Source organism: Pseudobacillus sp. FSL P4-0506, from assembly GCF_038003025.1.
Taxonomy (GTDB): Bacteria; Bacillota; Bacilli; order Bacillales; family Domibacillaceae; genus Pseudobacillus.
The window spans coordinates 1410289-1433859 of record NZ_JBBOOI010000001.1 but is presented as its reverse complement, the minus strand read 5'-3'; the positions used below and the strand labels follow the sequence as shown (position 1 = coordinate 1433859).

Genomic DNA, 23571 nt, shown 5'->3' with positions numbered 1-23571 from the left:
TTTAACTTTAAGCGCTGGAGTTTAAAGCAAAGGTTAAGTTTGTTTAAAATTCGTTTAAAAAAGCGTAGCCGAGTATCTCGGCTACGCTTTTTAATCTTTTGGGTATAATTGAACAGTCGTACCGTAAGCCGTACTATCAATAACCAAGGATAAGTTCATTTTCTCAGCCATTAACTCAACGATGGAAAGCCCAATTCCGGCTCCTTTCGTATGAGCATGATCCACAAAGCCTTGCCCTTTATCTCTAACCATAATTTGATTATTCTGCACCACAACTCGAATAAACTTGCCTTCATTTGCGTGGCGCAGCACATTTTGTAATAAATTATCCAATATACGTTCAAGCCATAATTTATCAATATGCCATGACAGCTCTTCAACCTCTAATTCCACCTTAAAACCTTGTTCTTCAAACAACGGATACCACGATGCGATACTTTGATTCACAAGGCGGTCGATGCGCGTGTCTTTAGCATGATAGCGCATCTTATTAGCTGTGAGTAATGAATAAGACATTAAGTTCTCGATTAAGTGACTCATCATGCTAATAGAATGATCTAAATGCTGTGCCTGATCAGCGGATACATTTTGTAATTGTGCACGCATTTTGGTCAGTGGTGTTTTTAAGTCATGTGATAAATTTGCAATCAATTCTCGACGTAATTGCTCTTCTTCCAGCTCTCGCTTTTTAGCTTCTCGAAGTTCGTCAACCATATTGTTAAAGGCTTGTTCAACAGCTCCGATTTCGTCTTTTTTCTTCACTTCTGTGCGAATGGGCAAACCATCCATCTCACGAATTGTCATAGCCTCTTCTAAGTTGACTAAACGCTTTAAAATACGCATAAAAAACAACAACGAAATACCTAAAAAAGCAAACATTAATAAGAAGGCGATGTATAAAAAACCGGATTCCATTTTAGCAGGCTCTAATGTGTCACGCTCAATTTGTAAAACTAAAAATCCATTTTCATCCTTGTTACCTACGAAACGGATAACAGTGAAAGTTGGGCTGCCATAATGCGATTGGATAAAGCGTGTAGTCGTTACCGTGTCCCAGTGTTCAGGTATTTTCGAAGCGGCATGAACGTACCATTTTTTCACAAGCTTGCCATTAGAATTCACATAAAAAAAGCTAGCTTGAGAGTATTGGGTATGCCAATCTTGAACAATTCCATCCACATCATCTGTAGTAGCCTCATATACATCTTCAGTCCATCTTTCTTCAATCTCTTCTATAGTAGGCACTTTTGAGACTAAACGTTCGAAGTTTATACCAACCATGTACAATATCACAACAAGCTGCAAAAAACCTAAAGCTATAAGAATTAAAACAATGTATTTTGTAAGCAATGAATGCCAAACCTTTTTCATGCTCTCACCCGATAACCAATGCCCCTTACGGTTTCAATAATTTGAGGTTGTGATGGATCTTGCTCAATCTTTTCACGTAAATAACGAATATGAACCATTAGCGTTTTATCGCCATCGATGTAAGTCTCTTGCCATACTGCTTCATACAGCTGTTCCTTTGTTAAAATTTGATTAAGATGCGTAATAAAATAGCGCAGTAAACCATATTGTGTCTGTGTCAATAATATCTCTGCACCCGACTCTCTATTATGTACAGTAAAATCTTTAGTGCGAATTTCAATATGTTTTAATCGAATCGTTTCGTCCGTTTTATTAAAACGGCGTAGTAAAACTTGTATACGCGCAATAATTTCTTCTGCCTGGAAAGGCTTTGTCACATAATCATCTGCTATACTCAAGCCTTCTAGCTTATCATCTAACATCGAACGCGCTGAAAGCATTAAAATTGGAATTCCTTCATATTCACGCTTTAATTTTCGTGCAATTGAAAAACCGTCCAACCCTGGTAGCATAATATCTAATATCGCGACGTCTGGCACAAATTTATCTTTACTTTCCTCATATGTTTCAAAAGAACGATAAGCGTGTACATTGAAGCCCGCTTGTATCAGCGCTTGTTTTAGCCAATCTGCAATTTCAACCTCATCTTCAATATATAAAACGTGTATCATCTCACTACTCCTTTTGATATATACAATAGCATAACACCTGAATTCCACAAATTGTGAATCATATCATTACTAAATGCTCTGCGAATACACTACTGAATAAGATGCTTACTACATAATCGATAAAAAAGCACCTGATTGATTCAAGCAAGCTAAGCTGAATGACTTGTGACACAAAAGAAGGAGAGGACAAAAAACCCCCGCCACAACGTTGTGGACTGACCCCATAAAGTGAGACAAATAAAAAACACCTTTAAGTTGAAAACGAGTATGGGATACTCGAAAATAACTTGGAGGTGTTTTTCTATGGGGACAAGAGTCAGTTATCCAGCGGAAGTAAAAATGAAGGCTGTAAAAATGAGATTAGCTGGGGTGCCGGTCAAAGAAGTCTTAAAGGAATTAAACATTCGAAATAAGACACAGCTTAAAACATGGATGAAATGGTACAAAGCAGGCGAGTTTCATCGATTTGAACAGCCAGTGGGCAAGCAGTATTCCTTCGGAAAAGGGGCTGAGTATGAAAGTGAAACAGAGAAACTGAAGGCAGAAAATCGGTATTTGAAACAGCAGATTGAAGTACTAAAAAAGTACAAAGAATTGGAGAGGAAGTGGTCCCAGAAACAGCTGTAGAATTAGTAAAAGAACTCCAAACCAGCATGCCCGTCAGGGAAATATGCCGGCATCTCGGCATTGCTAGATCCACTTATTATCGCTGGAAGAGCAGGAGCCGGAAAGAAACAGCCAGGCAGATCGTTGAACGAAAAATCGGCACGTTGTGCCGGGACCTTAAGTTTCGATATGGTTATCGTAAAATCACGGCCTTATTAAAACGAGAGATGTCGATTAACCATAAAGCGGTACAGCGTGTAATGCAGAAGTATGGCTGGCAGTGCCGGGTAAAAGTGAAGAAACGCAAACGAACAGGACAGCCCTGTCATATTTCCGATAACCTGTTAAAAGGAGATTTCCAGGCAAATCAGCCTCTTCAAAAGCTCGTCACAGATATTACATACTTGCCTTTTGGCCAGAAACAGCTGTATCTTTCAAGTATTCAGGATTTATTTAACGGCGAAATCATTGCCTATTCTTTAGGAAGCTGCCAGAATACAGATTTTGTGCTACATACGCTGGCCCAGCTGCCACCCCTCCCAGAGGGATGCATTCTGCACAGCGATCAGGGATCTGTGTACACATCTTATGCTTATCAGCAGGCAGTCAAAGAAAAAGGCATTACCATGAGTATGTCCCGGAAAGGGACACCCTCTGATAATGCCTCCATCGAATCGTTTCATTCCTCGCTAAAGTCTGAAACATTCTATCTCGACGAGTTGACAAGCACTACGACGGCTACCGTAGAGCAAACTGTCGAAAGCTATATTCACTATTATAACCATATCCGTATTCAAGCGAAACTAAACAACCAGCCACCGGTCAAATATCGGCAGCTGGCTGCTTAAAGGTGTTTTGATCCCTGTCTCAAAAATAGGGGTCAGTCCCGTTGATATGGCGGGGGTTTCTTATATGTTATCCTATTGAACCTTCCATTTCGAACTTAATCAGACGGTTCATCTCAACCGCATATTCCATTGGAAGTTCTTTTGTAAACGGCTCAATGAAGCCCATGACGATCATTTCTGTCGCTTCTTCCTCTGAAACGCCACGACTCATTAAGTAGAATAATTGTTCCTCAGACACTTTTGACACTTTTGCTTCATGCTCAAGTGAAATGTTGTCGTTCAAAATTTCATTGTAAGGAATTGTATCCGATGTCGACTGGTTATCCATAATAAGTGTATCACACTCAATGTTAGAGCGTGCCCCCTCGGCTTTGCGGCCAAAATGGACAACACCGCGGTATGTGACCTTTCCACCGTGCTTTGAGATTGATTTTGACACGATTGTAGAGGACGTGTTTGGCGCTAAATGAATCATTTTGGCACCTGCATCCTGATGCTGTCCTTTGCCGGCAATAGCAATGGACAACGTCAAACCGCGTGCGCCTTCGCCTTTTAAAATAACCGCTGGATATTTCATTGTTAATTTTGAACCGATATTTCCATCGATCCATTCCATGGTTGCATTCTCTTCACATACCGCACGCTTTGTTACAAGGTTATATACGTTATTAGCCCAGTTTTGAATAGTTGTATAACGGCAATAGGCGTCTTTGCGGATGACAATTTCGACCACCGCACTATGCAAAGAATTTGTTGTATAAACCGGTGCTGTACATCCTTCTACATAGTGAACAGAAGACCCTTCGTCAGCGATGATTAGCGTACGCTCAAATTGCCCCATGTTTTCAGAATTAATTCGGAAATAGGCTTGCAGCGGTGTATCTACCTTCACGCCTGGTGGTACATAGATGAATGAACCGCCTGACCATACAGCAGAATTCAATGCCGCAAATTTATTATCAGTTGGCGGAATGACTGTCGCCCAGTATTTGCGGAAAATCTCTTCGTTTTCTTTTAATGCAGAATCTGTATCTTTAAAGACGATCCCAAGTGATTCTAAGTCTTCCTTCATGTTGTGATACACTACTTCGGATTCATATTGAGCAGAAACACCTGCGAGGTACTTTTGCTCTGCTTCCGGAATACCAAGCTTATCAAACGTTTGTTTAATTTCTTCCGGCACTTCATCCCATGAACGTTCTGCCCGTTCAGAAGGTTTTACGTAGTAGTTGATTTCGTCAAAGTTTAAAGCGGATAAATCTCCACCCCATTGTGGCATAGGCATATTGTAAAAATGCTCAAGCGACTTCAAACGAAAGTCCAGCATCCATTCAGGCTCATCTTTTAATTTGGAGATTTCTTCAACAATTTCACGTGTCAAGCCGCGTTCTGAACGGTACACTGAAACGTCTTTATCTCGAAAGCCATATTTGTAATCCCCGATCTCCGGCATTTTTTTAGCCATGTTTCATTCCTCCTGTTAGTTTTATTATTCTTGCTCAGACAAGCCTTTTTCCATGGCCTTCCATGCAAGCGTCGCACATTTGATGCGGGCAGGAAATTTAGCTACTCCCTGCAATGCCTCAATGTCGCCAAGATCCAAATCATCTGGATAGTCGTTTCCTTGCATCATTTCTGAAAAGACCTTTGAAAGTTTTAAAGCTGTCTCTATATCTTTGCCTTTAACCGCTTGTGTCATCATGGAGGCAGAAGCCATTGAAATGGAACATCCTTCTCCATCAAATTTCGCTTCTGACACTTTTCCACCTTCTACATTCATTGTGAGATGAATGCGATCTCCACAAGTCGGGTTATTCATATCAATAGTTAACGTGCCGTCTTCTAACTGTCCTTTATTACGAGGATTCTTATAGTGATCCATAATGACTTGGCGATACAGCTGATCTAAGTTATTAAAAGACATCACTGAAATACTCCTTTGTTTTAACGAGTCCCTGGACGAGCTTATCGACATCTTCTTCCAAATTGTACACATAGAAGCTTGCTCTTGCAGTTGCTGAACATTCCAGCCACTTCATGAGGGGTTGCGCACAATGATGGCCTGCCCGAACAGCAATTCCTTCCGCATCAAGCACAGTCGCTACATCATGAGGGTGCACATCGGCCAAATTAAATGTAACAAGTCCAGCACGCTTTTCACCGGCAAGCGGTCCATAGATTGTCATGCCTTCAATTGTACTAAGCCGTTCCATTGCATAGTCAGCTAAATGATGTTCATACTTCTCAATCTCATCAAGACCGATCTCTTCAAGAAAATCAATAGCTGCGCCTAAGCCAATGGCTCCCGCAATAATCGGCGTGCCGCCTTCAAATTTCCAAGGAAGCTCCTTCCATGTTGAATCATTAAGCCCCACAAAATCAATCATTTCGCCGCCAAATTCCACCGGTTCCATGTTTTCAAGAAGTTCCTTCTTGCCGTACATTACACCAATGCCGGTTGGCCCGCACATTTTATGACCCGAAAAAGCAAGAAAATCGCAATTTAACTCTTGAACATCAATCTTCATATGCGGAGCAGTCTGTGCTCCATCTACAACCATGACGGCTCCTTTTTCATGAGCGATCTCGGTAATTTCTTTGATCGGGTTAATCGTGCCGAGCACATTTGACACCATCATAATAGAAACAATTTTCGTCTTTTCTGTAACTATTTCCTTTACATCTTCAAGCGAAACTGTTCCATTGTTCTGAAGCGGTAAATATTTCAGCACCGCCCCTTTTTCTTTAGCAAGCTGCTGCCAAGGAATAATGTTGCTGTGATGCTCCATGTAGGTGATGACGATTTCGTCGCCCTCACCTACATTTGCCCGTCCATAGCTTTGAGCAATCGTGTTAATAGAGGTTGTCGTTCCTCTTGTAAACACAATTTCTTCACGAGCCCTTGCATTAATAAATTTACGTACCTTATCGCGCGCACCTTCATAGGCATCCGTTGCTCGGTTACCAAGTGTATGCACGCCCCGGTGCACGTTAGAATTGTACTGACGATAGTAGTTGTCAAGCGCTTCAATTACCTGTACAGGCTTTTGAGAAGTCGCTGCATTATCTAAATACACAAGCGGATGACCGTTCACTTCTTGATCAAGAATAGGGAAATATTTTTTAATTTCCTTGGCGTTCATCAGCGTACTTTCCTTTCAATCACTTCAGTCAGTTGCTTTTTCACGCCTTCAATTGGCATTTTTTCAACAACTGGTGCTAAAAATCCATGAATGATTAAACGTTCAGCTTCATTACGGTCGATTCCTCGGCTCATCAAATAGTATAGCTGCAACGGATCTACACGGCCAACGGAGGCAGCATGGCCAGCTGTTACATCATCTTCGTCAATGAGAAGGATTGGGTTAGCATCGCCGCGTGCTTTCTCACTAAGCATTAAAACACGTGATTCCTGCTCTGCATTTGACTTAGAAGCACCGTGCTCAATTTTGCCAATACCGTTAAAGATAGACTTAGCGGCATCTTTCATCACACCATGCTTTAAGATGTAACCTTCTGTATGCTTACCAAAATGAACGACTTTAGTAGTAAAGTTTTGAGATTGGCTGCCACGACCGACAACCACTTGTTTTGTATCGGCAAATGAGCCGTCTCCAATCAGATTCGTAACATTCTCAGAGACTGTGTCACCATCATTCATCATGCCTAGCGCCCATTCAATGCGAGCGTCACGGCCTGTAACTCCGCGGCGGTTCACATAGGTTGTTACCCCACTTGCCAAATTATCAACAGCACCATAAACAACTTTGGCATTTGTACCGGCAGCTACTTCTGCCACAATATTTACTACTCCATTTTCAGGTGTAACCGTCGACACATAGTTCTCTACGTAAGTCACTGAGCTATTGTCATCCGCTACAACAAGCACGTGATTGAACAACACGGCTTTCTCGTTATCTTGAATATACACAGCCTGAATTGGTTCTTTAACTTCAACGTTTTTCGGTATATATAGAAAAGCTCCACCATTCATTAAAGCTGCATGCAAAGCTGTGAGTCTATGTTCGTCCGGTTTCACTACGCTAGTCATAAAATACTTTTGAACAAGATCGCTATGCTCGCGAACAGCAGTGGCAATATCTGTGAAAATTACACCCTGTTCTGACAGATCCTCGGAAATAGCGAGGAAAGCCGGTGTCTGGTTGCGTTGAATATAAAGGTTTTTATTAACCTCTTCAAGATTGATTAACGACTTTACCTGTTCCGGAAGCTCTTCAAGAGAAGCAAATGGCTCACTCGTTACTGTATGAGAAGGAAATTGTGTAAAGTTCCAATTCGTAATTTTCGTTTTTTCTGCTTTTGGCAGCGGCAATTCCTCCGCTTTTTCAAGGGCTGTCAGGCGTAAATCAGCCAGCCATTGTCCCTCGCCTTTTTCTGCTGAAAAAGAGCGGATATACTCTCGATCTACTGGTAGGTTTGTTTCTACAGTCATGTCCGTCCTCCTAGTTATCCAACTTTCGTTTATCGATAAAGAAAACCGCTTCTTTATTTTGCATTGCCTCTCAAGGTATAACCTGTTCTAGCTGTGTAGCTGAAACATGCCACACAGCCAGAATGGCTTACATGTATTGTCCCAAAAAAGGCAGCACCGCTTTTCTTTGTACAGCTCCGTCTTTTTTGGGAATGGAAGCCCTATGCTTGTCTTCCCAGAATAGGCGGCTCTGCTTTTTGTTCTTACTGGCTTACTGTTTCGTCTTCGATGCCTAGCTCTTGTTTGATCCAATCGTACCCTTCCGCTTCAAGGCGTTGAGCAAGCTCTGCTCCACCTGATTTCACGACACGGCCTTGCATCATAACATGAACTACATCAGGTGTAATATAGTTAAGAAGACGCTGATAGTGAGTGATCATTAAGCAGCCAAAATCTTCGCTGCGCATTTCATTGATTCCTTTAGCTACTACTTTTAAGGCATCAATATCAAGCCCTGAGTCGATCTCATCAAGGATCGCGATTTTCGGTTTAATCATCATCAATTGTAAAATTTCATTACGTTTTTTCTCCCCGCCTGAGAAGCCTTCATTTAGGTAACGTTGTGCCATGTCTTGGTCCATTTCCAATAGATCCATTTTTGAATCCATTTCACGGATAAATTTCATTAAAGAAATTTCATTTCCCTCTTCACGGCGGCTATTAATAGCAGAGCGAAGGAAATCGGCATTCGTTACTCCACTAATCTCGCTTGGATATTGCATAGCAAGGAAGAGACCGGCACGCGCGCGTTCGTCTACTTCCATTTCAAGAACATCCTCTCCGTCCAATTCAATGCTTCCGCTCGTTACTTCATATTTAGGATGACCCATAATAGCTGCAGATAAAGTGGATTTACCTGTTCCATTTGGTCCCATAATTGCGTGGAACTCTCCACCTTTTATTTCAAGATTTACACCTTTTAAGATTTCTTTTCCATCAATGGATACGTGTAAATCTTTAATTGTTAATGTTGAAGCTGTCATGTCCATACCTCCGTAATCATCGAAGCAAATCGATGTTTATTATCATTCTCAATTTATTCTCATTACAATCTTATAACAAATGAAAATTATATTCAACCGGTCTGACTGAATTGTCCCGGATATTTGATGATAGTTCATCCTTCATATGAAATCAAGGGAAATGGGAGCCATTTTTCTTAGTTTCTCCCTTGTTTATTTATCTTATTTACAATAGATTTTCTTTTTGAATCATAGAAAAAGCCAGCATGTGTGCTGGCTTTCAGATGGTTGGCAAACTTCCGCGTTCTTTATTGCTATAGCAATTTCGCTCCTGGCGAGTTTTATGGCTTCAAAGACAGTCGTTTTCAATATTTGCGGTAATTTTGTTTTGAACCTTCAAAGTCGGCTCATACGCTAAATTTGAAGGTTTACTTATATGCAATTTTATTATGAAAGATGGTTCGTAAATTTACGGTTGTGATCAGCAACCATTCGTCGGCTCTCCACATATTCCTCTTCACGTTGACGTTCAACATTCATTCTCACTTCATGATTTTGGCGGTACACCTCATATCCAACTCCACGGGATCCATGCATAGCCTTTTCCATACTGTCTGTGTACTGCAAATTCAGTGAGTTTAACGAGTTAATGGGGAATCAATCCTTTCGGTTTTTAGAATGAAATTTTCTTACAGGAACTATCGTAACAGTCTTTCCTTTTTTTCACAAAAGGCATATGAACTGCTCTTACCTGCTCACGCGTGATTTTGCGTGCTTCCTGTCTTTTATATAACCCCATTCTCAAAATTTAAACCATATCCTGCTTGATTCTTAATTTTCCGAAAGAGTCCCCATTCTGTCGTTTTAATGATTTACTTTTAATTCATCGATCGCTTCCTGTACAAGTGTTACTGCCTGGCTCATTGCCGCCCCACCTCCAAAAGCTGCGGCCACACCAAGCGATTCATAAATTTCCTGTTCACTGCACCCTTGATCCAAGCAGCCTTTCACATGATAAAGGATGCAATATTCATCTTGTGAATAGACGCTAATGCCGAGAGCAATCAGCTGCTTTTCTTTTTGGCCGATTTCTCCCTCCTTAAAACACTCTGCCGTAAATGCATTAAAATGACCAGCGAGCCCAGGCATTTTTTTTGTAAATGTGCCAAGCCCCTCTTTATATTCTAATAACGCTGCTTCTGTTGATGTTAAAACTTCTCTGTCCATAGGATAGCCTCCTCTGTTTTTATCTTTTTTAATATGCAGCAAGTAAAAAAGCTTTATTCAAATAAAGAATAAGAAAAGATTTTTCAGCCAAACAGAGAACTGGCCTTTACGATGAAACATAAAAACACCTGCAAGGGACTCCTTGCAGGTGTTTTTATCTTTATTTGTTAACCGGTACGACTGCTCCGCCCCACTCTTTCAAAATAAAATCCTGAATTTCTTTTGAATGAAGGACTTCTACCAGCGCTTTGATTTTTTCTTTGTCTTCATCGCCCTTGCGGACAGCAATAACGTTTACGTATGGTGAATCTTTGTCTTCAATAGCGATTGAATCCTTTAACGGATTTAAACCAGCATCGATTGCATAGTTAGAGTTAATGAGAACTGCATCGCCTTCTCCGTTGTTATAGGCCTGTGGAAGAAGAGCGGCTTCATAATTATAATCAAACTTCAAATCTTTTTTGTTCTCCGCGATATCTTCAACTGTCGCTTCCTCTTTCTTTACGCCGTCTTTTAATTTAATGAGTCCTTCTTTTTCAAGCATGGTTAAAATACGTCCGTGGTCTGCAACCGAGCTGCTCATTAAAATAGTTGCCCCTTTTGGAAGTTCCTCAAGGGTTTTATATTTCTTAGAATATACACCGATCGGTTCAATATGAATGCCGCCAGCATTTACAAAATCATAGCCATGCTCTTTCTTTTGAGACTCAAGATAAGGGATATGCTGGAAATAGTTAGCATCCAAATCTCCCTCTTCTAAAGACTTGTTCGGTAATACATAATCTTGGAATGTTTCAACCTTCAGATCATAACCTTTTTTCTCAAGCAACGGCTTAGCTTCTTCTAAGATCACCGCGTGTGGTACGTTCGAAGCACCAACAACGATTTCCTTATCTTCTTTGCCGCCTTCTTTTGCTTTCTCATCTTTCTTATCATCTGAGCCGCCACAGGCAGCCAACGCAAACACAACTACTGCAGTTAACAAAGTAAGCAACCACTTTTTCATCTTTCTTCCCCTCCTAAAATTTATCTTTTATCTAACTTATTAGTAATAAGATCACCAATCAATTGAATCACAAACACAATGATTAAAATAATAATCGTAGCAACCAAAGTGACATCATTCCGGCTGCGCTGGAATCCATCCAGATAAGCAAGATTCCCCAGACCGCCAGCTCCAATCACACCTGCCATGGCCGTGTAGCCAACCAGAGCGATCGCTGTAACAGTAATCCCAGAAACAAGCGCTGGCATTGATTCAGGAAGCAGTACTTTAAAGATAATCGTACTCGTTTTTGCTCCCATTGCTCGCGCTGCCTCAATGACTCCTTTGTCAATTTCACGCAGGCCGATTTCAACCATGCGCGCATAGAAAGGAGCTGCCCCGATGATAAGGGCTGGCAGTGCCGCATTTTCACCGATCATTGTACCGATAAGCGCTTTTGTAAATGGAATTAATAAAACAATCAATATAATGAAAGGAATGGAACGAAAAATATTAACAAAAGCAGAGACAATGCTGTAAATTACTTTATTGCTCCATATATTTCCTTTAGCTGTCAAAAATAACAGCAGACCAAGGAGTATGCCCAAAATAAAGGTAGCCACCACGGATATACCCGTCATATAAAGGGTTTCATTTGTCGCTTCCCACATTTTTTCCCAATCAACATTAGGGAACCATTGTTCAAGCATGATGGATCACCTCCGAGCTGACTTCTTGCTTGTCGAGATAGGCCACTGCTTGTGCCACTTCCTCTGGTTCACCCGTTAAATGAACGAATAGTGAACCATACGCACCGTTTTGCGTCTGCGACACTTTCCCTTGGACGATATTTACCGCTATGTTAAATTGACGGATTAAATTCGTAATGATTGGCTGCTCTGCACTTTCACCAATAAAAGTAAGCTTGACTACCTTGCCATTTGGAAACTGTTCAAGCAAGTGCTCTATGGTTTCTTTTGATTCTTCTGGCTCGGTCACTTGTTGAACGAACCGCTTTGTAATTGGCTGCTCGGGCGATTTGAAAACGTTGAGCACCGAACCAAGTTCTACGACACGGCCTGCTTCCATTACTGCCACCCGATGGCAAATTTTCCGAATGACATGCATTTCATGAGTGATGAGCACAATTGTTAATCCAAGACGTTTATTAATATCAACAAGCAGATCTAAAATAGCATCCGTTGTTTGCGGATCAAGTGCTGAGGTAGCCTCGTCACACAACAGAACTTTCGGGTCATTTGCGAGCGCCCGGGCAATACCGACGCGTTGCTTCTGTCCGCCGCTCAATTGTGAAGGATAAGCGTCTTCTCTTCCTTCCAAACCAACTAATTTAATCAACTCATCCACTTTCTTAAGGCGCTCTTCTTTCGACACACCCGCAATTTCTAGCGGAAAGGCAATGTTATCTCGCACCGTTCTTGACCAAAGAAGATTAAAGTGCTGGAAAATCATGCCGATCTCCTGGCGCGCCTGACGCAGCTCGCTTCCCCGGATTTTTGATATCTCCCGGTCCGCAACAACAACAGAGCCCGAAGACGGATTTTCAAGACCGTTCAGCATCCGGATAAGTGTGCTTTTCCCAGCTCCACTGTAACCAATTACACCAAAAATCTCGCCTTTATCTATCGTTAAGTCAATATTATCTACTGCTGTCACTTTTCCATTTTTTGTGGAAAAGACTTTTTTTACATTTTTTATTGAAATCATGCGGCGGTTTTCCTCCATTCCACCCGAAAAAATAAAAAACCTTTCTGCAAAATGAGCAGAAAGGTGTTCTTTAGTAGATTCCTTTCTCTCATCTCCCAAAGCAAAACGCTTTGTGTGAATTGGCACCTTTTCAACAAGCGCTCGCTGTTGACGGTTGCCGGGCTTCATCGGGCACATCCCTCCACCTCTCTTGATAAGAGCTGTATGCAATATGTTGTTCTTAATGGATTTGATTTTATCATTATTCTACGAAAATTGTCAATTATTCTTTAAAAAAATGTTTTTATGCTGTATCAAACTTTTCATAATAAGGGCGGCATAACCAAAGGAACGATTCAAACCAAAGCTTAACCCGGTAAAATCCTGACACCTCGACTGCCCCCATCGCTTCATACAAGCGCAGCTGACCCTGCCCCTCTAAGAGCGGTTCAAGCCCACCCCTCAACCGTAAATGCCAATGATCCGTGCTGCTATTTGAAAGCTGCATTCCCTGATGGCTGATCACGAGCAGCCAGCTCTCACTTTCTCCTACCAGCAGCACGTGTACAGGTTCGAGCGGGAGCAATGGCCAGATATGCGTTCTACCATGGCAAGCTGCCTGTACAGCTAACAATTTCTCTTTCATTTTATTTCCCCCTCTGTTCGCTTTAGCTTTACTTAATAACTTCCAAGCAGAGGAGGAAATCTCCTTTATTAATTACTCGACAAAGTGCGCACTCATTCGCATATTTCGTCAAACATGCCTATATAAAAAACTGCCTCCCTGTAGGAAGCAGCAATCATATATATTGACTTAACTTCTCATATATATGAGGAACCGACTGAAAGGCATAAATCTTTTCCTTTAATTCCCCTTCTTTAAATATAAGCAGACATGGGACACTTTCAATCGCATGATGAATCGCAAAGCTCTCATGATAATTCACATCCATGCGGGCCCATATAAAGCCGTTGTCTACCTTCTCGACAACGTCGACCATCTTTCCAGCTAATTGGCACGTTCCGCACAGCGGTGTATACGCATAGATGGCTACTAAGTGATTCGTCCTGATTAATTCGTTTATATTTTGTTCCTTTTGCATTTCATCCATCCTTTTGTAAAAACTCCCCATGTACATCAATGTTGGCACTTAATAATACAGAAGCCAGATGGCGGTAAGGAGCAGTAGCGACTTCTTTATAGACACGGTCAATGTATAAATGGTGAGCTTCGGGAAATTCACGGATAAATTGCTGACGCAGCTTTTCCCCGGCGCGGTCTGCATCAACAAGGATATATACATCTTGTCCTTCCAAGCTTTCAATTAACTCATCCAGCCGGCTCAGCCCGATTGTTCCATTCGTACAAATGATGTCCACCGGCTCATTTACAATTTCTTGTACTTTCTTCCGATCCGAAGCCCCTTCTACAACGATTGTTTTTTCTGTACGCATGAATATCCCTCCACCGTCTGAATATCTTGCCTCACAGTTTAATTGTCCTTTATTTAGTAAGAAATTGCAAAAGAACACTCCCTAAACCGGAAGTGTCCTTTTCTCATTTCATTAATCTTCTTGTGTCATTTCATCATACTGTTCAGCTGTCATTAAGTTATCCAGCTGCGCAGTATCAGATAATTCGACAACGATCATCCATGCTTTTTCATATGGTGATTCATTAACGAATTCAGGATTATCATCAAGCTCTTCATTTACTTCAACAACTTTTCCGCTGACAGGAGCATATAGCTCGGAAACTGTTTTTACAGATTCAACACTACCAAATGGTTCGTCAGCTGTGATTTCATCTCCTACAGATGGAAGCTCAACGAACACGATGTCGCCAAGTTCTGATTGCGCAAAATGCGTAATGCCGATACGGACGGTATCCCCTTCTGTTTTTACCCATTCATGCTCTTCTGAATAACGTAATTCTTTCGGTGTGCTCATATAAATCCCTCCATTACCTGATTTCAATTAAAACTTTACTTATTATAAAGGCATAAAGCAAGAAAAATAAGCTTTACGCACACTTTACAACCATTGTTTTTCAAATTCTTCCTCTTTAAACCCAACAGTCACTTTGTCACCATCAGTAGTAAGAGGGCGCTTAATAAGCATGCCATCGGAAGCGAGCAATTCCAGTAATTCCTCGTCGGAAGCGGTGCTTACTTTGTCCTTTAATCCAAGCTCGCGATACTTTTTGCCGCTCGTATTAAAAAACTTTTTCAATTCAAGTCCACTTTTTTTATATAAGTCTTTCAATTCTTCCTTGGAAGGCGGATGTTCCACAATATGTATTCCCCGAAAATCAACATTATGTTCTTCCAGCCATTTTTTTGCATTGCGGCATGTTCCGCACTTCGGATACCAGTAAAATGTTAATGTCACTCTTCAATCAGCCTCCTATTTACACAGTGCTCGGCTTTAAAATGTTTTCGCCACCGTTTTCAATTCTCCTGCTCTATTAATTAAAATATACCTGCTTTTTTAATAAAAGACAAAGTTTCAGCTATTCTTCCCCTCCATAACCAATATCCAAAATTACTCAAAAATGGTTTTTAAATTCCTTTATAGGGAATAGCGTTGATGACGGAGGTGTTGATCATGAAAAAAATACAAGACGATACACTGTTCGTTATCGAAAAGCTGAAAGCAGAAAAATATCAAGAGATCAATGACATGTTCACGAGCAAGAAACCTTATGACTTAGCCGCTATTTTTCAAAACCTTCCCGAAAAGCATCGAGCTTCCATGCTAGAACATCTTAATGAAGCTTCTATCGCCAGTATGATACAAAAGTTTAATCAGCTGAAACAACTTGAGTTGCTGGGAAAAATCGGTCCTGCCAAAGCAAATAAAGTTCTCTCCCTTCTGGACACCGATGTATTGTCTTCTCTTTTACTTCACTTCCCAAAAGCCGATCTTGATAGTTTCTTATCAGAGATAAATGATAGTGAAGCCAAATATTTAAAACGAATGATGAGCTATGAGCGAAACACGGCAGGCAGTATGATGACAAATCGGTACCTCGCTGTGCATCTAGAGGATACCGTTGCCGATGCAGTAGAAAAAGCACGTGTTCATGCTATGTACTCTGAAACGCTTTTCATTATTTACGTGCTTGATGAAAAAGAAAAGCTGGCTGGTACAGTCTCTTATCGGGATCTTGTCATTGCTCAGCCGGATGATTTGGTAAAAGACATTATGTTGAAGCAGATTATTTCCGTTCCCTACACAGCGAAGAGAGCAGAGATCAACAAGCTACTCAAGCGATATGATTTCAGCGCAATTCCTGTAGTGGACGAGAAAGAGAGACTGCTTGGGGTTATTACCTTTGATGATATGATGCAGATTGTTATTCAGGAAACGAACGAAGATATTGGTAAATTATCAGCTGTGGATAAAGAAATTGACTTTGACACAAAGCCGCTGACAGCTGCCAAACGCCGATTGCCCTGGCTGATTGCTCTTTTATTTATCGGTCTTGTCTCGGGAAGCATCATTTCGAAATTTGAAGGAACGCTTGAAAAAGTAGTAGCGCTTGCTTTTTTTATGCCGCTTATTGCTGGGATGACCGGCAATACTGGCACCCAGTCTCTAGCAGTAGTCGTACGCGGTCTGACAGAGCAGGAAATCAACGTGAAGGTAGTCACCCGTCTAATCCTTCGAGAATTTCGCGTCAGCTTAATCATCGGCATAACATGCGGTCTGCTCATTTCTCTTATTGCATTTATTTGGCAGGGAAATATATACTTAGGAATCGTCGTTGGAAGCTCGCTTCTACTCACCCTTATTCTCGGAACGCTTGCTGGAACGATCGTTCCACTCATACTCTACAAGTGCAACCTTGACCCTGCTGTTGCTTCAGGTCCGCTTATTACTACGGTCAATGACATCTTCTCGCTCGTGGTCTATTTCTCTATTGCTTCTTTTTTCTTAAGTCAATTAGTTTAGCTGTCTTTCAACAATCTTTATATTCAAACAAAAAGTGCCTGGAAAGTTATATTTCCGGGCACTTTCTCTTAATTAAACCGTATACTTTTCCACTTCAATCAAGCGATCAGCTGCTTCACGTTTCTTAGCGATTACATTAATGGGAGTGTATCTCGTTAACTTTCTTAAAATAGAGGTCATCATGCGCAGCGTGTCGCCCTCTTCTACAGCAACAAGTGTTTCTTTAGCATCAGCTTCAATTTGATTGAAGGCTTCTTGACAAAAGATTTGGGTATATAACAGTTTTTGCTTTGCTTTTTCCTCTCCAGCTTTGGCAATTGCTTTTTCTGTGCGAAGAACGACGGACTCCATCGCGTAAATATTGTTAACAATGTCAGCAATATTGGCGAGCACTTCCTGTTCTTTTTCAAGCGCTTTTCCATACTTTTGAACAGCTAGACCGGCTGCAAGCAAGCCTATCTTTTTTGCATTCTTCACTAAATACTTTTCTTGTTCAAGCGCTTCTGTACCGACTTCTTCCGGCATCAGCATCATGACTTCATTTTGCAGCTCCTGTGCTTTTTCAAACAATGGCAATTCACCCTTGAACGCCTTGCGCACGTATGTCCCCGGTACAAGCAGACGATTGATTTCATTTGTTCCCTCGAAAATACGGTTAATTCGGGAGTCGCGGTACATCCTCGCAATTTCATACTCTTCCATAAAGCCGTAGCCACCGTGAATTTGTACGCCTTCATCTACTACATAATCAAGCATTTCCGAGCCAAAAAATTTACCGAGTGAGCATTCAATGGCATATTCAGCGATAGAAGCAGCGACTGACAAGCCATCTTTTTGCTCTTCTTCCGAAAGCTGGCTCATTCGGTCTTCAAAGTAACCGACTGTACGGTAAATGGCACTTTCACTTGCATAAATTTTAGACGCCATATTAGCAAACTTTTCCTTAATCAAATTGAAAGAGGAAATCGGTGTTTTAAACTGCTGGCGCCCATTCGCATACTTTAATGAGATGTCCAATGCCCGTTTAGCACTACCCACTGCTCCAACACCTAGTTTGTAGCGGCCAATATTTAAAATGTTAAAGGCAATGACATGACCTCTTCCCACTTCTCCAAGCAGATTCTCTTTTGGTACCTCTGCATCCTGGAGGATAAGTGTGCGTGTGGAGGAACTTTTAATCCCCATCTTATCTTCTTCCGCTCCTGTGGATACACCAGGAAACTCCTTTTCTACAATGAAGGCAGAGAATTTATCTCCATCAATTTTTGCATAGACAACGAATACATCAGCAAAAGCCGAGTTCGTAATCCATTGCTTCTCTCCATTTAATATATAATGGGTGCCGGCTTCGTTTAATTTTGCTGTTGTTTTTGCTCCAAGCGCATCGGAACCCGAACCCGGCTCTGTCAATGCGTAAGCAGCAATTTTCTCTCCAGTAGCTAAAGTCGGCAAGTACTTTTGCTTTTGCTCTTCGTTGCCGAACAGCACAATCGGCAACGAACCAATGCCAACATGGGCTCCATGAGTAATGGAAAAACCTCCGGCAGCCGCCATTTTTTCAGCAATTAAAGCTGAACTGACTTTATCAAGATTCAATCCGCCGTACTCTTCAGGAACGTCAGCACTCAACAGTCCCAGTTCTCCAGCTTCCCGGAGTAACTTTACAGAACGATCAAATTCATGCTTCTCCAAATAAGGAACTTGCGGCATAACACTGTTATTTACATATTCTTCGGTTGTTTTGGCGATCATTTTTTGCTCATCAGAAAAGTCTTCGGGTGTAAATACTTGATCATATGTTACATCTTCAATTAAGAATGCTCCACCTTTAACTGCCTGTCTTTCTGTTTGTTTTGCCATCTATAATTCCTCCCATTCCCTTTTATTCGTTTTATTCACAATAGCTCAAATACGCCAGCTGCTCCCATTCCTCCGCCAATGCACATAGACACCATACCGAATTGTTCGCTGCGGCGTTTCATTTCATGCAGCAGCGTCAGCGTCAGTTTTGCCCCTGAGCAACCGAGAGGATGTCCGAGAGCAATCGCTCCACCGTTGACATTTACCTTGTCTTCATCAAGGCCAAGTTCCCTTATGACTTGGATGGATTGTGAAGCAAACGCTTCATTCAATTCAATTAACCCAATGTCAGACAGACTAAGACCAGCAAGCTTCAATGCTTTCGGAATAGCTACCACCGGGCCAACTCCCATGATTTCCGGAGGAACGCCCCCTACAGCAAATGATCGGAACTTCGCCATCGGCTTTAATCCAAGCGCTTCCGCTTTTTCTCTTTCCATGACCATTACTGCTGCTGCTCCGTCGCTTGTTTGCGAAGAGTTTCCAGCTGTTACTGTGCCACCTGCTGCAAATGCCGGCCGCAATTTGGAAAGCACCTCCATGTTCGTTCCCGGACGCACCCCTTCATCCTTTGTAAAATGGACCTTCTTTTCGACCGGTTTGTGATTCGGTCCGATTTCTCGAATTGTGACTTCCACGGGCACCATTTCATCTGCAAATTTCCCGCCTGCAATGGCTTGTGCGGCCCGCTGATGGCTCCGAATGGCAAACGCATCCTGCTCCTCGCGTGTAATACCATATTTTTTGGCAACCTCTTCTGCTGTATGCCCCATGCTCATATAGTATTCCGGCATTTCTTCTGCAATGCGGAGATTCGGACGGACAACATGCCCCATGACTGGCACGAGACTCATTGATTCTGCTCCTCCAGCAATAATCGTTTCTGCCTGGCCAATCATGATCCGTTCCGCAGCATAAGCAATTGCCTGCAATCCGGAGGAGCAATAACGGTTAATAGTTACGGCTGGTACGTTATACGAAAGACCAGCAAGTGCGCCAATATTTCGCGCCATATTCAGTCCCTGCTCTGCTTCTGGCATGGAACACCCTATGATTAAGTCATCGATTTCCCCTTCGTAGTTCCCTGCGCGCTTCACTGTCTCTCTCACCGCAAGCGCTCCCAAATCATCTGGGCGGACTGTGGCGAGCGTGCCTTTTTTCGCACGCCCGACCGGTGTTCTAGCACCGGCAACGATTACCGCTTCTTTCATCAGCTTTCTCCTCCTCGCTTTTTTATCTATTGGAATAAGAATCTAGTTAATTGCGCAGCGGTTTGCCTTTAACGAGCATATGCTGCATGCGCTGTTGTGATTTTGGCTCAGCAATTAAGCTGAGGAACGCCTCCCGTTCGAGGTCAAGCAAATATTCTTCATCCACTTCCGTTCCAAACGGCAGCTTTCCTCCGGCAATAACATACGCTAATTTTGAAGCGATTTTAAAATCATGCTCTGAAATAAAGCCTGATTTTAGCATGGATCGTGCACCTAAAAGTAAGGCTGCATACCCCGTTTCCCCTACAACAGGAACTTTCTTTCTCTTTGGCGCCCGATAGCCAGCTTCATAAAGGTACAAAGCCGCCTGTTTTGCATCATATAGCAGGTGGTCACTGTTGATACTGATTCCGTCTGCTTCCGATAAGAAATTATTCTCTCTTGCTTCTGCTGCCGAAGTCGACGTTTTAGCCATGGCAATCGTTTCAAATACCTTGTTAGCCACTGCCTGCAGGTCAATCTGTACACCATTCGCCATCTGCTCTAAATGCTTTAAATAGAGCTCCTTGTTTCCGCCGCCACCCGGGATAAGCCCGACACCGACTTCCACAAGACCTATATAAGTCTCCGAACTTGCTTGAATATGCGCAGCCGGCAAACAAACTTCTGCACCGCCGCCAAGTGTCATCGAGAATGGAGCAGCAACGACCGGTTTGCTCGAATATTTCACTTTCATCATTGCTTGCTGGAAGCCTTTTACGACCATATCTACTTCCCAGAGGTTATCATCCTGTACCTCCAGCAAAATCATAGCTAAATTAGCGCCGACGCAGAAATTTTTCCCTTGGTTTCCAATGACAAGCCCTTTGTAATTTCTTTCTGTTTCATCAACCGCGTAATTAATCATTTGAACAATATCCGCGCCAATCGCATTGTTCGGTGAATGAAACTCAAGCAAAACAATGCCGTCCCCAATATCAATCAAACTCGCCCCGCTGTTCTTTTTAAGAACTTTTCCTTGTTTCTTCAGCCTTTTTAAATCAATTACTTTCTCGCTGACAGAAACTTTTTGATACCCGCCGTTATGATAAAAATACACCTCTCCATTTTCCTCTCTATAGAAAGAAGAATGGCCGGCTTCCATCATGTCTTTCACCCAAAGCGGAATTTCGAAGCCCTCTGCCTCCATTTTTTCCAAAGAAGATGGCAGGCCAATCGCATCCCATATTTCAAACGGTCCTTGCTCCCAGCCGAATCCCCATTTCATTGCCTGATCGATCGAGACAATGTCATCGGCAATTTCGCCAGTGAGGCGAGCCGAATAAATCAGCACCGGTGCGATGATCTTCCATAAAAAATTTCCAGCTTTGTCATCACTGTAGATGAGCGTCTTCCATTTTGCCGATAATCCTTTTTGCTGCTTCGCCAATTCGATTGAAGCCGCTTTCATTTTCTTACGTTCACTGTATTCCATTGTTGTCGGATTAAGCTCCAGAATGGTTTTACCTTCCTTTTTAAAGAAGCCTTGGCCGCTCTTTGCGCCAATCCAACCGTTATCGCGCATCTTCTCCATAAATTCCGGTACATCAAATACTTGTTTTTCTTCTCCTTCTACTTGCTCGTAAACATTGTTGGCCACATGAATAAACGTATCAAGCCCCACTACATCAAGCGTGCGAAACGTGGCACTTTTCGGCCGGCCAATTAATGGCCCGGTAATGGAATCTACTTCACCGGCGGAAAGTCCGGAATTTGTCATTTCCTGAACCGTTTTCAGCAATCCGTATGTTCCAATACGATTGGCAATAAAGTTTGGCGTATCCTTGGCGACTACTACTCCTTTACCGAGAGTATCCTCACCAAACGTCTTCATATATTGGAGTACTTCTTGATCGGTATCTTTCGTTGGAATGATTTCGAGCAGCTTTAAGTAACGTGGCGGATTAAAAAAGTGGGTACCGAGAAAGTGACGGCGGAATTCTTCTGAACGCCCTTCCGCCATCGCCTCGATGGATATTCCTGACGTATTCGAGCTGACAATGCTGCCGGGCTTTCTATATTTTTCTATCGTTTCAAACACTTGTTTTTTTACATTTAAGTTTTCTACCACCACTTCAATGATCCAATCAACATCTTTTAGTTGTTCTAAATCATCCTCTAGATTTCCCGCTGTAATATATTGAATGTTGTTCTTCGATGTGAGCGGAGCAGGCTTTTGCTTTAGCAGCTTTTTCAAAGCATTGGCAGCGAATTTATTTCTGATTTCTTTATCGTTAATTGTAAAACCTTTCGCTTCCTCTTCTTTTGTGAGCTCGCGCGGAATAATATCTAATAATAAAGTCGGGATACCGATATTCGCCAAATGAGCAGCAATTCCTGAACCCATTACGCCTGAACCTAAAACGGCAGCCTTTTGAATGTGCTGAACCAACATAATTCCCCCTTCACATCTTTGAATGAATGCTCATTCATTATTTCTATTACTAATATAACCCAACCTTTCATTTGGTGCAACGAATAAAGAAGAAAAAATTGAAATTTTCAAACTTCATTTGATTTCTTTCGCAAAATGGATGCCTCTCTTCCTCCTTTAAAAACTAGATTATATAAATATTGACCTAAATTCCTACTATTTTTATGTTGTAAAATTGTTAAAGAACTCATATAAAATATCCTATCAGCTTACTTACATCGCCTTAAGGACATATGCTATTTTTTCTGCATTTAGCTGTATGGTTTTTCTTCATTTTAGTAAAAGGACGTAAACCTTTAACTGTGCTCCAATTCAATTAACTCCTTTAATTGAAAGCTGTTAGACAGAGCACTTTCTGAGAATACAAATAAAAGACTGCCTTCAGTCCACTACCTTGAAGACAATCTTCACTTCACACACTTTATTCCAATGTTCATTTATATACATGCTCAACCATCATAATTAATTAGCGAAGTACCTGATTATTTGGAACCCTCTGTCTCATCCCAACTAGCAAAAAGCGAGTATCTTCATCGTCCTTCCTCCATAATCGTTACATTAAAAATAGCAGGGTCAAGGTAGCGGCTCAATAATCGATTAGCCAGTCAAAAGATTCAAGGTTAGTGAGAAAATATTGCAAGGGGTTAGACTTCTATGAGCAAGGTGATTGGTTTAATACTATAAGGAAACGTATCTGCTAACAAGAATGATCCTAATCGCGCGCTCTCCACATAACTCCTCGCCCAAGTTTTTTTAGTCTCTCTGTTTATCCTGTCCCTTGCTGCTCAGAAGAGGGGTCCATTCTCATTGATTTTGAAAATCATTATCAATTATAGTTGACATTCATTCTCAATTAAAATATGATAAATACATGAACAGTTTACTTGTCCCGTTGCTGTTCTCTCATCAGAAAGAATAATATGCACAGCGGCTGTGCGAATGCCCACCCGCACAGCCCCCCTTAATGCATTCTTTACCTCTCTTTTTTATAAAAACGGCCGCGAGAATCTTCTCGCGGCCGTTCACTTTAATAATATAAAACATTCACTTTTTTACATTTGGCACAAGTTTCATAATACTGATTACCTCTATAATGATGGTCACAATTTTGCTGAATGAGCCTTAAACGATTTTGTAGAAGGACCAGCTTTGCTTTTAATTGATCAATTTCCCGTTCAATTTTATGGACAGTCATCTGCAT

General features: G+C 41.7%; 23 protein-coding genes and 1 riboswitch. Of the genes, 2 read left to right on the top strand and 21 right to left on the bottom strand.

Features of this window, described 5'->3' with window-relative positions:
- Window positions 1–90: 90 nt before the first annotated feature.
- Complete coding sequence (locus MKZ02_RS06940; protein ID WP_340852675.1) at window positions 91–1371, bottom strand: HAMP domain-containing sensor histidine kinase; 1281 nt, start codon at window positions 1369–1371, stop codon at window positions 91–93.
- Window positions 1368–2042, bottom strand: a complete 675-nt coding sequence (locus tag MKZ02_RS06935; RefSeq protein WP_120034250.1) for a response regulator transcription factor — start codon at window positions 2040–2042, stop codon at window positions 1368–1370. The genes MKZ02_RS06940 and MKZ02_RS06935 overlap by 4 nt, the downstream gene beginning before the upstream one ends.
- A gap of 303 nt (window positions 2043–2345) precedes the next feature.
- On the opposite strand from MKZ02_RS06935, the gene MKZ02_RS06930 reads away from it, so the two are divergent.
- Window positions 2346–3496 (top strand): IS3 family transposase gene (locus tag MKZ02_RS06930; RefSeq protein ID WP_340852673.1). Its coding sequence is split into 2 segments (ribosomal slippage): window positions 2346–2619 and window positions 2619–3496, totalling 1152 coding nucleotides; the frame shifts between segments, so codons are not numbered across the junction.
- Window positions 3497–3563: 67 nt separating this feature from the next.
- Here the strand turns inward: MKZ02_RS06930 and sufB are convergent.
- The 15 genes from sufB to MKZ02_RS06855 all read right to left on the bottom strand — a co-directional run bounded on the left by sufB (window position 3564) and on the right by MKZ02_RS06855 (window position 15260).
- Window positions 3564–4961 carry a Fe-S cluster assembly protein SufB gene (gene sufB, locus MKZ02_RS06925; protein WP_120034254.1) on the bottom strand — a complete coding sequence of 466 codons (1398 nt, stop codon included), beginning with the start codon at window positions 4959–4961 and terminating at the stop codon, window positions 3564–3566.
- Window positions 4962–4985: 24 nt separating this feature from the next.
- Window positions 4986–5420 (bottom strand): Fe-S cluster assembly sulfur transfer protein SufU, encoded by a 435-nt coding sequence (gene sufU, locus MKZ02_RS06920; RefSeq protein WP_340852671.1) that lies wholly within the window; start codon window positions 5418–5420, stop codon window positions 4986–4988.
- Entirely contained in the window at window positions 5410–6639 is a 1230-nt protein-coding gene (locus MKZ02_RS06915) for a cysteine desulfurase (RefSeq protein WP_340852669.1), read from the bottom strand. The genes sufU and MKZ02_RS06915 overlap by 11 nt, the downstream gene beginning before the upstream one ends.
- On the bottom strand, window positions 6639–7949 hold the full coding sequence (gene sufD / locus MKZ02_RS06910) for a Fe-S cluster assembly protein SufD (protein ID WP_340852666.1): 1311 nt from the start codon (window positions 7947–7949) through the stop codon (window positions 6639–6641). The genes MKZ02_RS06915 and sufD overlap by 1 nt, the downstream gene beginning before the upstream one ends.
- 242 nt (window positions 7950–8191) lie before the next feature.
- On the bottom strand, window positions 8192–8971 hold the full coding sequence (gene sufC / locus MKZ02_RS06905) for a Fe-S cluster assembly ATPase SufC (RefSeq protein ID WP_120034262.1): 780 nt from the start codon (window positions 8969–8971) through the stop codon (window positions 8192–8194).
- Between the two features lie 426 nt (window positions 8972–9397).
- Window positions 9398–9559, bottom strand: coding sequence for a hypothetical protein (locus MKZ02_RS06900; protein WP_182917009.1), 162 nt, complete (start codon window positions 9557–9559; stop codon window positions 9398–9400).
- Between the two features lie 255 nt (window positions 9560–9814).
- On the bottom strand, window positions 9815–10177 hold the full coding sequence (locus MKZ02_RS06895) for a carboxymuconolactone decarboxylase family protein (RefSeq protein ID WP_120034266.1): 363 nt from the start codon (window positions 10175–10177) through the stop codon (window positions 9815–9817).
- A gap of 160 nt (window positions 10178–10337) precedes the next feature.
- Entirely contained in the window at window positions 10338–11183 is an 846-nt protein-coding gene (locus tag MKZ02_RS06890; protein WP_120034268.1) for a MetQ/NlpA family ABC transporter substrate-binding protein, read from the bottom strand.
- Between the two features lie 20 nt (window positions 11184–11203).
- On the bottom strand, window positions 11204–11872 hold the full coding sequence (locus MKZ02_RS06885; protein WP_120034269.1) for a methionine ABC transporter permease: 669 nt from the start codon (window positions 11870–11872) through the stop codon (window positions 11204–11206).
- Window positions 11865–12890, bottom strand: a complete 1026-nt coding sequence (locus tag MKZ02_RS06880; RefSeq protein ID WP_120037895.1) for a methionine ABC transporter ATP-binding protein — start codon at window positions 12888–12890, stop codon at window positions 11865–11867. The genes MKZ02_RS06885 and MKZ02_RS06880 overlap by 8 nt, the downstream gene beginning before the upstream one ends.
- Before the next feature lie 85 nt (window positions 12891–12975).
- A riboswitch (SAM riboswitch) is annotated at window positions 12976–13090 on the bottom strand.
- Between the two features lie 83 nt (window positions 13091–13173).
- Window positions 13174–13515, bottom strand: a complete 342-nt coding sequence (locus MKZ02_RS06875; RefSeq protein WP_120034271.1) for a hypothetical protein — start codon at window positions 13513–13515, stop codon at window positions 13174–13176.
- Window positions 13516–13669: 154 nt separating this feature from the next.
- Window positions 13670–13972, bottom strand: coding sequence for a thioredoxin family protein (locus tag MKZ02_RS06870; RefSeq protein WP_340852661.1), 303 nt, complete (start codon window positions 13970–13972; stop codon window positions 13670–13672).
- A 1-nt stretch (window position 13973) separates the two neighbouring features.
- On the bottom strand, window positions 13974–14324 hold the full coding sequence (locus MKZ02_RS06865; RefSeq protein WP_120034275.1) for a toprim domain-containing protein: 351 nt from the start codon (window positions 14322–14324) through the stop codon (window positions 13974–13976).
- 111 nt (window positions 14325–14435) lie between these two features.
- A complete protein-coding gene (gene gcvH / locus MKZ02_RS06860) occupies window positions 14436–14819 on the bottom strand; it encodes a glycine cleavage system protein GcvH (RefSeq protein ID WP_120034277.1) in 384 nt (127 codons plus the stop codon).
- Window positions 14820–14903: 84 nt separating this feature from the next.
- Window positions 14904–15260 (bottom strand): arsenate reductase family protein, encoded by a 357-nt coding sequence (locus MKZ02_RS06855; RefSeq protein WP_340852656.1) that lies wholly within the window; start codon window positions 15258–15260, stop codon window positions 14904–14906.
- A gap of 216 nt (window positions 15261–15476) precedes the next feature.
- Between MKZ02_RS06855 and mgtE the strand changes: the two genes are divergently transcribed.
- The gene (gene mgtE, locus MKZ02_RS06850; protein ID WP_120034282.1) at window positions 15477–16826 is read left to right on the top strand and encodes a magnesium transporter; all 1350 of its coding nucleotides are present in this window, start codon (window positions 15477–15479) and stop codon (window positions 16824–16826) included.
- 72 nt (window positions 16827–16898) lie between these two features.
- Here the strand turns inward: mgtE and MKZ02_RS06845 are convergent, their stop codons facing one another.
- From MKZ02_RS06845 to MKZ02_RS06830, 4 genes are all read right to left on the bottom strand, one after another.
- Complete coding sequence (locus MKZ02_RS06845) at window positions 16899–18686, bottom strand: acyl-CoA dehydrogenase family protein (RefSeq protein WP_340852654.1); 1788 nt, start codon at window positions 18684–18686, stop codon at window positions 16899–16901.
- 35 nt (window positions 18687–18721) lie between these two features.
- Window positions 18722–19897 carry an acetyl-CoA C-acetyltransferase gene (locus tag MKZ02_RS06840; protein ID WP_340852651.1) on the bottom strand — a complete coding sequence of 392 codons (1176 nt, stop codon included), beginning with the start codon at window positions 19895–19897 and terminating at the stop codon, window positions 18722–18724.
- Between the two features lie 46 nt (window positions 19898–19943).
- Window positions 19944–22331, bottom strand: coding sequence for a 3-hydroxyacyl-CoA dehydrogenase/enoyl-CoA hydratase family protein (locus tag MKZ02_RS06835; RefSeq protein WP_340852649.1), 2388 nt, complete (start codon window positions 22329–22331; stop codon window positions 19944–19946).
- 1066 nt (window positions 22332–23397) lie between these two features.
- Window positions 23398–23565: a serine protease gene (locus MKZ02_RS06830; protein ID WP_120034292.1), complete on the bottom strand. Its 168-nt coding sequence runs from the start codon at window positions 23563–23565 to the stop codon at window positions 23398–23400.
- Window positions 23566–23571 lie beyond the last annotated feature (6 nt).